Consider the following 10,724-nt stretch of genomic DNA (forward strand, 5'->3'; position numbering starts at 1 on the left):
GTAGTGCTCGACGGGTTAACTCCTCGGGAGGTAATCTCTGGTGTTATCCATGATGCAATGACCGCCTGACCCTACCGGCCATTTTTCGAGCCATTTTTGTCATAAACGTAGTCAGTAACTCGCATCGCCCCAACGCCGCCAGCCATAAACGTAGTCAGTAACTCGCATCAGTGACACTGGGGGAGAGGGGGGGCTTTACCCGGGTTTGGTGGGGAGAGCTTTTGCCACAGTCTAGGTTGCCCCGAGACCCGGGGCTGGATGTCAGTTTTCAACTTAAAATATCTGCCATGAACTGGCGATTTGCTTATGTTCAGCGCTGTTCTGTAGAGTAACAACTCGTGCACAGCGCTGGTAATCCAGAAAGTTGAGCACGGCATTTAAGGCCCTGTGGCGCAGTTGGTTAGCGCGCCGCCCTGTCACGGCGGAGGTCGCGGGTTCAAGTCCCGTCAGGGTCGCCACTTGATTAATTTCAAGTCTGGCCAGATAGCTCAGTCGGTAGAGCGTCCGCCTGAAAAGTGGAAGGTCAGCGGTTCGATCCCGCTTCTGGCCACAATTAATCCCCAGCCTGGAAACGGGCTGGGGATTCTTTGTTTTACCAGATGTTTGTCGCGGGGATCGTCGTAAAGCACAGTGCATCGAGCCGTGCGAAAGCCTTAAAGTGGGGGAAATTAAACCGCGTACACACCCTAGCGGATAGGATGTTGTGCATGAGTAAGGAATTCGCCTCAGCAGGAACGCTGTCCGACGATAAGACGCTGCCGTGGGTCGTGCGCATCTTCGTCTACACGGATGCTGAGGGCAGCCAATCGGCTGCTGAGAAGGTTCGTGGGGTGCTCGCGGAACTGATTCCGGATCAGGACGTCAACGTCTACGAGGATGTCATGCCCGATGTGGGGCGCACCTCTTCGCTCGCTGATTTGTGGGCGGAGGCCAACCCGGGCATGGATCCGGGGGATCGGAAGCGTTACCGCATCAGTGTGGTGGCTCCGGGGCTGTCTCACTGCGAAATGGCGGATCTGGCAGGCCCGCTCGCTGAGGCCGTCAGTCCGGGGTGGGCAGAGGGGGAGGCTGCGACCAAGGTCGCGAAGGGCGATGTCCCGTGCCGTGTCGCTGTCGGGCGTGCCGACGAGCACCCGGGCGAACCCCCGCTAGTGCAGAATTAACCAGAATTCGGAATTAATCCGAAGCGAGAGCTGTTATCTGGGTTACATCCTAAGAGTCGTTTGCAATGACGACGCTTCACAACCATGAGAGGGAAGTGATTCCGAAAATGGCACACACTATTTCGCATGATGAGGCCGGTCAGCGCTATGTTCTCACCGTAGAGGGAGAAGAGGCCGGCTTTGCCGCTTACACCCCGGTGGAAGGTGCCCTGGACTTTGACCACACGGTTGTAGATGGCAAGTTCCGTGGACAAGGCCTGTCCAAGCCGCTTATCGCAGGCGCGCTGGATGATGTTCGGAAGAACAACCGAAAGATTCGCACCAGCTGCTCCGCTGTTGCCAACTTCGTGGAGAAAAACCCGGAATACCAGGATCTACTGGCTGACTAGTCGCTGAAGGGCGAAGAACGCACAAAGAAGCCGGCCGGCTTTTGTATGTAGAGCTAGTTTTAGGGCGGGGCTAGATGAAGTCTCCGTCACCCTGGACGTACACCGCCGGATCGCACAACGGCTTGTGCTCTTCGGGCTTGGCAGGGCGTACGCGGCCCGGAATTCCTATCACGATGGAATCGGGTGGGCAGCTGTGGGTGACCACGGAGTTGGCGCCGATTGATGAGCCTGCACCAATTGTGATGGGGCCAAGGACTTTCGCACCTGCTCCGACGGTGACGTTGTCCTCCAGGGTGGGGTGGCGTTTTACCTTCTCCAGTGAGCGGCCGCCAAGCGTCACGCCGTGGTAGAGCATGCAGCCGTCACCGATCTCTGCGGTTTCACCAATGACGATGCCCATACCGTGGTCGATGAAGAACCTTCGGCCAATTTGAGCGCCTGGGTGAATCTCAATACCAGTCAGCCAACGGGAAAACTGTGCGAGTACTCGTGCAATGCCCTTGGAAATCCCGCCTCGTTTCCAGAGGCGGTGCGAGAATCGATGAATCCAGATTGCGTGTAGGCCGGAGTAGACAATGGCATTTTCTACATCACTGCGCGCAGCTGGGTCGTGCGCGCGGGCATTGTCCAGATCCTCTTTGAGGATTCGGAAAAAGTCACTCATGGGCGTCAATTCTATCTGGTCGGAAGTGTGGGCAATGCAAAAACCCGCTTGCCGACGGAAAGTGCCAGCTAGCGGGCTCTGCAGAGAAGGTTACGGGCGTTTATAGCGCTTGGTCTTAGTCGCGCAGATCCTCGTACAGGATGGAGGAGACGTAGCGCTCGCCGAAGTCAGGAACAATCACGACGATGTTCTTGCCCTCGGACTCCGGGCGGGCTGCAATCTCGAGAGCAGCCTTGATGTTTGCACCGGCGGAAATGCCGCCGAGGATGCCCTCGGCTGCAGCGACCTTGCGGGAGACCTCAATAGCGTCCTCGTTGGTAACCGCAATGATCTCGTCGAGAAGCTCCTGATCGAGAACCTCTGGGACGAAGTTTGCGCCCAGGCCCTGAATCTTGTGCGGGCCGGCGGTGCCCTCGGTCAGCAGCGGGGAGGCCTTCGGCTCAACGGCAACCAGCTTGATGTCCGAGTTGTGCTTCTTCAGCGCGCGACCAGCACCGGTAATGGTGCCGCCGGTGCCGACACCAGCCACGAAGTAATCAACCTTGCCGTCGGTAGCTTCCCAGATTTCTTCACCAGTGGTTGCCTCGTGGATAGCCGGGTTGGCCGGGTTGGCGAACTGGGAAGCCAGGATTGCATTGTCGGTGTTAGCTACGATTTCGTTGGCCTTATCGACAGCACCGCGCATGCCATCCGCGCCCGGGGTGAGTACAAGCTCAGCGCCAAATGCGCGCAGAACGACGCGGCGCTCCTGGCTCATGGTGTCCGGCATAGTGAGAATGACCTTGTAACCGCGGGCTGCGCCGACCATTGCCAGCGCGATACCGGTGTTGCCCGAGGTGCCCTCGACGATGGTTCCGCCCGGCTTGAGCTCGCCAGAGCGCTCGGCGGCATCGATAATTGCGTTGCCGATGCGATCCTTGACCGAGTTGGCAGGGTTGTAAAACTCCAGCTTGGCAATCACGTTGCCCGGCAGGCCCTCGGTAACACGGTTGAGCTTAACCAGCGGGGTGTTGCCGATCAGTTCAGTGACATCGTTATAAATAGTCATTAATCTTATCCATTCCGGAAATCACAGAGGACTTCCTAATGAGTTTTCGTGTGTAGCCGTAGTGTACGCCTGATCCTGCAATTAGTACAGACCAGTTCGTCTATTTCATGGCTTGCGTAGGGAAGTGGAAGCTGTCAGTTCCGGTGTTGCCACCGTCATAGTCGCCGCGGCCGGCGTCGTCGCAGTCGCACCGCTATTGTCGCAATGCTCCTGCTCTTGCCACGTTAACGCTATCTCATTGCCTTGCTCGTCCTTACCTCCATTGTGAGGGTAAAGAGCATTAAAGTTTCTTAGAATCCACTATTCTGAGACGTGATTTACAGTGCACGGGAATGCCTTGTAAATAGGCAGCGGCCCTCGCCACTGTGATTGGGCGCGATTGCGGCCCTTATCTGCACAGCGGTTATATGCGACAACCGGAAAACGCAGACAATGGACTCAGCGATTGCGGTGCTTCGTCGAAGCCACTCAGGGGGACTCAAACCTTTGGGGAAGGAGACGAAGCATTAATAGAAGTGTGAAGCTTTCCTCAGCCCATCAGCCAGGAGACCGACTGTAAATCATCCAATTCGCGTCCGCGGATTGGCGGTCGAGCGGTGCTGTCGAGGTGAATAGCGCCGTAGAAAGATGATTTACATCATGCATATTGCTGAGGGATTTCTCCCAGTTACTCATTGCATTGGGTGGGGCGTAGCTGCCGCTCCCTTTGTCATTCACGGCGCAATTCAAGTCAAGCGCACTATGAAAGAACATCCCGGTAGCGGCATGCTGCTCGGTGCTGCCGGCGCGTTTACCTTCGTGCTTTCCGCAATCAAGATTCCATCCGTGACGGGTTCCACTTCGCACCCGACGGGTACAGGTTTTGGTGCTGTAATCTTCAAACCTCCGGTGATGGCGCTGCTTGGCTCCATCGTGTTGCTCTTCCAAGCAATCTTGCTCGCTCACGGCGGCATTACGACGCTCGGTGCGAACATCTTCTCCATGGCAATCGTCGGCCCGTGGGTCGGCTACGCCTTCTACGTATTGACTCGAAAGCTCGGCGGAGGCCTACTACCAGGTGTGTTTATGGCAGCGTTCTTGGCTGACCTCTCCACCTACGTGGTGACCTCCATGCAGCTCGCTCTTGCACACCCGGCAAACCCGGGCGGTGTCGGCGGCGCTCTGGCTACATTCCTCGGCCTGTTCGCTATCACGCAGATTCCGCTGGCAATCATCGAGGCTCTGGTCACCGTCATTCTCATGCGCACCCTGCTGGCCGTGGCACATTCTGAGCTCCTCGATCTCGGCTTCCTGTCCAGCTTCGGTGATGCGCCAGCACCGGCGCTGGAGGCGAAAGCTGCAGAAGCCACGGCTGACGCTGTTGCAGGATCTGTCACTTCGCAGAATGCGGCAGCTGCATCCGTATCTGGCCAGAAGCAGTAGCCGTCGTCAAGCGAAAAGAAGCGAAAGAGAGCACGATTATGAATGCAAAAAACAACGCGCAGATTGTCGACGCACAGGCAGCTAGCCAGCCGAAGAAGAACTCCGTGTGGGTCAGCGTTGGTCTCATTGTCCTGGTAGTCGTAATTGCCATGTTCCCGCTGTTCTTCAACTACGGGGACGACGACGCCGAGGAGCCGTTCGCCGGCACTGATGCCACCGCTACGGAGACAATTCAGGAAATCGACCCGAACTACGAGCCGTGGTTCGAGCCACTCGTCGGCGAGCTGCCGGGTGAGGTCGAGTCGGGGCTGTTCGCGCTCCAGGCCGTTATCGGTGCTGGCGTCCTGTTCTACGTTATTGGCTTCTACCGAGGGAAGGCTGCTGCGCGTTCGGACAAGCGCGAGAAAGAGCAGTGAATGCGCTAGAAGCTGCAGCGGCGCGCAGCGCTTGGGCACGCCGCAACGTGGGTGAAAAGATTCTGCTGCTCGGTGGGCTGCTGATTCTGGCGGTTGCGCTACCGCCAATTCCCTTTGCGCCGGTCATTGCGGTCATTGCTTGGTCTATTGCGTACATAGCCCGGGTGCCCCGCAAGCTGTATGTGGCAATGGTGCTGGCACCGGCGGCTTTTGTGCTCGTCGGCGCGTTTCCGCTTTTGGTAGCGCTTACTCCCGGCGGTCTCGCGTGGTCGCCGGATGGCCCGCAGCGAATGACGCAGGTTGTGATGCGTTCGTTTGCGGGTATCAGCTGCACGATGGTCTTTGCGCTGACCACTCCGATTTCGGAGCTCATTGCCTGGCTCGACAAGCACGGCATGCCTCGGTACCTGACTTACCTCGCCGAGGTGATTTATCGGATGACTGGCGTGCTGATTCACTCCGCGCGCTCAATGACAGAGGCTCAAGCACGACGTCTTGGGCACTCCACGCGCCGAGCGATGATCCGGGATGTCGCGGCGCAGTCCGCCAGCCTCTTTGTCATCGCTTTTACTCGAGCCCGCAAGATGCAAGAGGGAATTGAGCTGCGCGCCAATCCGAGCGCAATGAAAGTACTGGTGATTTCGCGGCCGAGGCAGCCGAAATTCCTCGCGGTATCCAGTGCCTTACTTTTGTCGTTGATTGCGGCCTGGGCGCTGCTGAAATGGGGTGTATAGGGATGTCGATCAGCAGGAAAAATCGCGCTGATCACGTACATGGTGCCAACGGTGTCATTGTCGAAGCGGCTGCAGTTGCATACGCTTACGACGAAACCCACGTTCTGAAAGGCGTGGATCTGGCAATTTCGGGTGGCGAGCGCCTAGCGCTGTTGGGGGCAAACGGTTCTGGCAAGTCCACGCTGTTGCGTATGCTCGCGGGAGCGTCTAAGCCCAATAGTGGTGAGGTTCGCCTTGACGGCACCGCCTACAAGTACTCCCGGCACGGCCGCAATACGGTCCGCCGCTCAGTACAGATGGTCACGCAGGATCCGGATGAGCAAATCTTCGCGGCTAGCGTGTTTGCAGACGTCTCTTTCGGTCCCGTCAACCTGGGGCTTAAGAACGAGGAAGTCGAGCGGCGCGTCCGGGAGGCCCTAGGTACCGCCGAAATCACCGATCTCGCCGAACGCGTTCCGCACCAGCTTTCCTATGGTCAGCGCAAGCGCGTCGCTCTCGCAGGCGCGCTGGCGATGCACCCACGTGTGTTGCTTCTCGACGAACCCTCCGCCGGCCTCGATCCGCAGGCGACCCGAAAGCTTGCACACACGCTCAATCAATTGCGCGATCAGAGCACTGCCGTCGTCGTCGCCACGCACGACATCGACTTCGCGTGGAATTTCGCCGATAGGGCAGCGGTGCTTGCCGACGGCAAACTGCGCGTCGGCGCCAAGGAAGAAATTTTGGCCGATCGACGGTTGGTCGAACATGCTCGACTGGCTTTGCCCTGGGCGCCCGTGGTCTCCAAGGCGATTGGGCGAGATGTGTGCCATCCAGAGGATGTTTAGGCGAGTGGCTTGGTTGGTGAATAGCTCATCGATATGTGCAGCTAAACCGCGCTAAAAATGAGAAAAACGCCCGCGGGCAGGGCGTAATGCCTATGAAAATAGGCCTAGAAATATAGGCGAAGCTGTCGCATTTCTTCGCTTCCATTTCACGTCACACCTGTCCGCGGGCGATCTCCGTGGCCGTGACACTTTGCAGTGCCCTCGGCGCATCAGGCAGGTATTCGGACTTTCTGGCGTGACCGACAATAAGGGGATGACGACTGCCGCAAGCTTCAATGCTTACGTGCAGATCCTTATTATCAATTTTCCTACTTTTCGCCGCTTCCCAAGGTTGAAATAACCTCAGTGCCGTTGGCGAATTTTGTTCCAGATTACCGCTGCGGGACAGTTCCGGAATTGCACCGGATTCCCTCTTGCGTTTGCTGTGCACCACCTTCGGACAACCACGTGGAGGACGTAGCATTGAAAGTGGAACTCAACAAAACCTGTTGCATGTATGACAATAGCGCACGATGCAAAATAAGCGAAGGTCTTTTTCGAAAATGTCCGCATTGGGGGTAAAACGCCGTTCATTACCCTCTGTTATTAACATTCACGCAGTTTGTTAGCGGAAAAATAGCTACCCCTGCCTTGTATTTATTCGGCCGAGGCGGGGCTAATGACAGGATTTATCCTGGTATTTTCTTTACGTACTTGTAGAGAAACCTAGTTGTTTCCTAAGATTGTGTGACGGATGCCTTAATGCAGGTGTACCCGTTCGGAGGGTACTATCTACTTTGTACGGTTTACAGCCCCCGAAAGGGTCAGTGGCCGCTGAGCGGTAGTTGGCCATTTCGTAGGAGTGTAAGTCGGCGCGAAGTCACAGGCTGATGGTGCCTCTGTGGGTGCCAGTGAAGCAATTTGCCCGTTACGCAGGAGGACGCGAGATGGATCCCCACCGCATTCTGGACGACAATGAGGTTATTAAGTCGTCCTTGGTCGCCCTAAAGAATGCGACTGGTATTCCGGTCACAATGTATGCGGAAGTCACCGATAACTCTAAGATGCAGATCAACAACTGGGTTGGCCTGCGTACTCCGGCCCTGCAGAATCTGACTGTGGAATCGGGTGCGGGTGTCGGTGGTCGCGTGTTGGCCACGCGCCGCCCGGTGGGTGTCAGTGACTACCTGCGCGCCAAGGTTATTACCCATGAGTATGACGACAAGATTCGTGACGAAGGCCTGCACTCGCTGGTCGCCGTGCCGGTGATCGTTTCGCGTCTTGTCCGTGGCGTGCTCTACGGTGGCGTGCACTCCTCGGTGCGCCTGGGGGACAAGGTTCTTGAAGAGGTCACAATGACCGCCCGTTGCCTGGAGCAGGACCTCGCTGTCGTCGATGCCTGCCGCAACATGGATCGTTCTGGCAACGGTAAGGGCGGCCGCATCATGAATGGCGCTGAGTGGGAGCAGGTTCGTTCCACGCACTCCAAGCTGCGCATGCTCGCTAACCGTGTGGATGACGAGAAGCTGCGCCAGGAACTCGAGGTGCTCTGTGACCAGATGGTCACCCCGGTTCGCGTCAAGCAGACCACCAAGCTGTCGGCTCGTGAGCTCGATGTTCTCGCCTGTGTCGCCCTCGGTCACACCAACGTCGAGGCCGCAGAGGAAATGGGCATCGGTGCCGAGACGGTTAAGTCCTACCTCCGCTCCGTGATGCGCAAGCTGGGCGCCCACACTCGCTACGAGGCCGTCAACGCGGCCCGTCGCATCGGCGCACTGCCGTAAACCGCTTGACGACGGTTCCTTTGCGCCCAAACCCGCGGGTATTGGGGTAGTCAGTTCTGCTACTTGACCCGCTACTTACCCCCTGCTTGCCGCTCGGTTTCGCGCTCACCACCGGGGATCCACTTAACGTCGTTGCCGTCATTGGCCACTCTCGAAAGAATAAACAACAGGTCAGACAGGCGATTGAGATACTTCGCCGGTAGGACTGAGGTGGTTTCGGGAAACTCGCGGCAGGCAGCCCATGCCGCACGCTCGGCCCGGCGAGTAATCACCCGAGCTGTGTGCAGCAGTGCCGCGGCTGGTGTGCCTCCCGGGAGGATGAAGGAATCCAGTTTCGGCAGTTGTTCATTGAACTGGTCGCACCAGTGCTCGAGTCGCTCGATGTAATCCGGCTCGATACGCAACGGCGGGTACTTCGGGTTTTCTTCAATAGGTGTTGCCAGGTCGGCTCCGGCATCAAAGAGGTCATTCTGCACGTAGCGAATGACAGCCGAGATTTCGTCAAGCGTGCCGAAACTGAGCGCCTGGCCGAGTGCGGCGTTGGCCTCCTCGCACGTGGCGTAGGCGATAAGGCGAGAATCATCCTTGGGAACGCGGCTGAAATCGGATAATCCAGTGGTGCCGTCGTCGCCGGTGCGAGTGTAAATGCGAGTTAGATGAACGCTCATAGCTTCAAGCCTAAGCGCGATATTGCGAAATGTGGTTGGCTGGGGGAGTGGGAAATGAGCGATTTCTGGTTAAAGGCGGAGCGACGCTAAATGGTCAGGTTCAGATTTCCGGGGCGAAGAACTCGGTTCTGAAACTGATGGGTGCGGCGCTTCTCGCCGAGGGCACGACAGTACTGACGAACTGCCCTGAAATTGACGACGTGCCATTGATGCAAAAGGTCCTCGAAGGGCTCGGCTGCTCCGTGACGCGCGAGGGCGACCGGATTGAAATCACGGTGCCCGAAGAACTCTCGCATCACGCCGATTTCGATGCCGTGCGCCAGTTCCGCGCTTCGGTCTGTGTGCTCGGGCCGCTGACGGCGCGTACCCGTAACGCGATTGTCGCACTGCCCGGTGGTGACGCTATTGGTTCCCGCCCGCTGGACATGCATCAGGCTGGCCTGGAGAAATTGGGAGCACGCACCTATATTCACCACGGTTGCGTGGTGGCTGAGGCGGGGCGACTCAAGGGGGCGAACATCAAGCTGGACTTCCCGTCCGTCGGCGCGACCGAGAATATTCTGACCGCGGCCGTACTAGCGGAAGGTACGACTGTGCTGGATAACGCCGCCCGTGAGCCCGAAATTGTCGACCTGTGCGAGATGCTCGTGGAGATGGGCGCCAAGATTTCGGGTGCGGGATCTAACACCATCACGGTTGAGGGCGTAGAGAAGCTGCACCCGACTGAGCACAAGGTTGTCGGCGACCGAATTATCGCAGGGACCTGGGCTTATGCTGCAGCGATGACCGGCGGCGATATTACGGTCGTTGGCATTAACCCTAAGTACCTGCACCTTCCTCTGGAAAAACTGAAGAACGCAGGCGCTCAGGTCGAGACCTACCCGCAGGGCTTCCGCGTGCGTATGGACAGGCGTCCGCAGGGTGTGAACTATCAAACGCTGCCATACCCAGGCTTTCCGACGGACATGCAGCCCATGGCCATTGCTCTGTCCGCGGTGTCCGAAGGGACGTCAGTGCTTACCGAGAACGTTTTTGAGTCGCGCTTCCGGTTTGTCGACGAGATGATTCGCCTCGGCACGGACGCGACTATCGATGGCCACCACGTGATGATTCGCGGAAAGGAAACGCTGAGTTCCGCACCTGTGTGGTCTTCGGACATTCGCGCCGGAGCGGGACTAGTGCTTGCTGGGCTGTGTACTGAAGAAGGTGACGTCACTGAGGTGCACGATGTCTATCACATCGACCGTGGTTACCCGGGCTTCGTAGAGACACTCAATTCTCTTGGCGCATCGGTTGAACGGGTTAGCTAGTGATTGTTGGCCTCTGGTCAATGGCTAACGGCTAAGCGCACGGTGCTAGTTAAACACGCGGTGCGGAAAACCATCGCAAGTCTTCGGTTCTGGATGCTTCAGAACCGTAGGGAGTGATTCTCCAGTGGTGGCTTGTGGTGGTTTTCGCTATTTTACCTGGGGTTTTGTGTCTTTGGTGGGGTGTGTGTAATGTATCTGGAGGTCAGCGCGGCCAGGCAGTTTATGTGTTTGGTTGGCTGATGCGGGGGAAATGTTTTCGTGCGGTTAGCCGCTGGGAGTCGTTGGTTTGACTTTCTGGTTAATTGTTTGTTAATGTTTTC

General features: G+C 57.5%; 11 protein-coding genes, 2 tRNA genes and 2 riboswitches. Of the genes, 10 read left to right on the forward strand and 3 right to left on the reverse strand.

Annotated features, from left to right (window positions below; genetic code table 11):
* Positions 1 to 381: 381 nt before the first annotated feature.
* From QP982_RS10390 to QP982_RS10405, 4 genes are all read left to right on the forward strand, one after another.
* Positions 382 to 458: transfer RNA gene (locus QP982_RS10390), tRNA-Asp, on the forward strand.
* Between the two features lie 19 nt (positions 459 to 477).
* Positions 478 to 550, forward strand: a tRNA-Phe gene (locus QP982_RS10395).
* 157 nt (positions 551 to 707) lie between these two features.
* Positions 708 to 1,163 carry a hypothetical protein gene (locus tag QP982_RS10400; RefSeq protein ID WP_070603988.1) on the forward strand — a complete coding sequence of 152 codons (456 nt, stop codon included), beginning with the start codon at positions 708 to 710 and terminating at the stop codon, positions 1,161 to 1,163.
* 107 nt (positions 1,164 to 1,270) lie between these two features.
* Positions 1,271 to 1,552: a GNAT family N-acetyltransferase gene (locus QP982_RS10405; protein WP_042388192.1), complete on the forward strand. Its 282-nt coding sequence runs from the start codon at positions 1,271 to 1,273 to the stop codon at positions 1,550 to 1,552.
* Between the two features lie 70 nt (positions 1,553 to 1,622).
* On the opposite strand, the gene epsC is transcribed toward QP982_RS10405, so the two are convergent.
* Positions 1,623 to 2,216 (reverse strand): serine O-acetyltransferase EpsC, encoded by a 594-nt coding sequence (gene epsC / locus QP982_RS10410; protein WP_070439056.1) that lies wholly within the window; start codon positions 2,214 to 2,216, stop codon positions 1,623 to 1,625.
* A gap of 115 nt (positions 2,217 to 2,331) precedes the next feature.
* Positions 2,332 to 3,264 carry a cysteine synthase A gene (gene cysK / locus QP982_RS10415; RefSeq protein WP_070439054.1) on the reverse strand — a complete coding sequence of 311 codons (933 nt, stop codon included), beginning with the start codon at positions 3,262 to 3,264 and terminating at the stop codon, positions 2,332 to 2,334.
* 303 nt (positions 3,265 to 3,567) lie between these two features.
* Positions 3,568 to 3,836: riboswitch (cobalamin riboswitch) on the forward strand.
* Positions 3,837 to 3,903: 67 nt separating this feature from the next.
* Between cysK and QP982_RS10420 the strand changes: the two genes are divergently transcribed.
* From QP982_RS10420 to ramA, 5 genes are all read left to right on the forward strand, one after another.
* Positions 3,904 to 4,686: an energy-coupling factor ABC transporter permease gene (locus QP982_RS10420; RefSeq protein WP_284870525.1), complete on the forward strand. Its 783-nt coding sequence runs from the start codon at positions 3,904 to 3,906 to the stop codon at positions 4,684 to 4,686.
* Positions 4,687 to 4,724: 38 nt separating this feature from the next.
* Positions 4,725 to 5,102: an energy-coupling factor ABC transporter substrate-binding protein gene (locus QP982_RS10425; RefSeq protein ID WP_049173058.1), complete on the forward strand. Its 378-nt coding sequence runs from the start codon at positions 4,725 to 4,727 to the stop codon at positions 5,100 to 5,102.
* Positions 5,099 to 5,836 (forward strand): cobalt ECF transporter T component CbiQ, encoded by a 738-nt coding sequence (gene cbiQ / locus QP982_RS10430; RefSeq protein ID WP_284870527.1) that lies wholly within the window; start codon positions 5,099 to 5,101, stop codon positions 5,834 to 5,836. The genes QP982_RS10425 and cbiQ overlap by 4 nt, the downstream gene beginning before the upstream one ends.
* Positions 5,837 to 5,838: 2 nt before the next feature.
* Positions 5,839 to 6,663, forward strand: a complete 825-nt coding sequence (locus QP982_RS10435; RefSeq protein ID WP_049173055.1) for an energy-coupling factor ABC transporter ATP-binding protein — start codon at positions 5,839 to 5,841, stop codon at positions 6,661 to 6,663.
* 195 nt (positions 6,664 to 6,858) lie between these two features.
* Positions 6,859 to 7,129: riboswitch (cobalamin riboswitch) on the reverse strand.
* Between the two features lie 460 nt (positions 7,130 to 7,589).
* Complete coding sequence (ramA, locus tag QP982_RS10440; protein WP_005511953.1) at positions 7,590 to 8,426, forward strand: acetate metabolism transcriptional regulator RamA; 837 nt, start codon at positions 7,590 to 7,592, stop codon at positions 8,424 to 8,426.
* Positions 8,427 to 8,497: 71 nt separating this feature from the next.
* Here ramA and QP982_RS10445 read toward each other — a convergent pair whose 3' ends face one another.
* Positions 8,498 to 9,094, reverse strand: coding sequence for a cob(I)yrinic acid a,c-diamide adenosyltransferase (locus tag QP982_RS10445; RefSeq protein WP_284870528.1), 597 nt, complete (start codon positions 9,092 to 9,094; stop codon positions 8,498 to 8,500).
* Between the two features lie 47 nt (positions 9,095 to 9,141).
* On the opposite strand from QP982_RS10445, the gene murA reads away from it, so the two are divergent.
* Positions 9,142 to 10,404 (forward strand): UDP-N-acetylglucosamine 1-carboxyvinyltransferase, encoded by a 1,263-nt coding sequence (murA, locus tag QP982_RS10450; protein WP_239272592.1) that lies wholly within the window; start codon positions 9,142 to 9,144, stop codon positions 10,402 to 10,404.
* Positions 10,405 to 10,724: the final 320 nt, after the last annotated feature.

It is taken from the genome of Corynebacterium sp. MSK019, assembly GCF_030232425.1.
Classification (GTDB): Bacteria; Actinomycetota; Actinomycetes; order Mycobacteriales; family Mycobacteriaceae; genus Corynebacterium; species Corynebacterium jeikeium_D.

Coding starts and splice junctions, on each gene's coding strand:
- QP982_RS10400 (WP_070603988.1), top strand. CDS start 708: ATGAGTAAGGAATTCGCCTCAGCAGGAACGCTGTCCGACGATAAGACG.
- QP982_RS10405 (WP_042388192.1), top strand. CDS start 1,271: ATGGCACACACTATTTCGCATGATGAGGCCGGTCAGCGCTATGTTCTC.
- epsC (WP_070439056.1), bottom strand. CDS start 2,216: ATGAGTGACTTTTTCCGAATCCTCAAAGAGGATCTGGACAATGCCCGC.
- cysK (WP_070439054.1), bottom strand. CDS start 3,264: ATGACTATTTATAACGATGTCACTGAACTGATCGGCAACACCCCGCTG.
- QP982_RS10420 (WP_284870525.1), top strand. CDS start 3,904: ATGCATATTGCTGAGGGATTTCTCCCAGTTACTCATTGCATTGGGTGG.
- QP982_RS10425 (WP_049173058.1), top strand. CDS start 4,725: ATGAATGCAAAAAACAACGCGCAGATTGTCGACGCACAGGCAGCTAGC.
- QP982_RS10435 (WP_049173055.1), top strand. CDS start 5,839: ATGTCGATCAGCAGGAAAAATCGCGCTGATCACGTACATGGTGCCAAC.
- ramA (WP_005511953.1), top strand. CDS start 7,590: ATGGATCCCCACCGCATTCTGGACGACAATGAGGTTATTAAGTCGTCC.
- QP982_RS10445 (WP_284870528.1), bottom strand. CDS start 9,094: ATGAGCGTTCATCTAACTCGCATTTACACTCGCACCGGCGACGACGGC.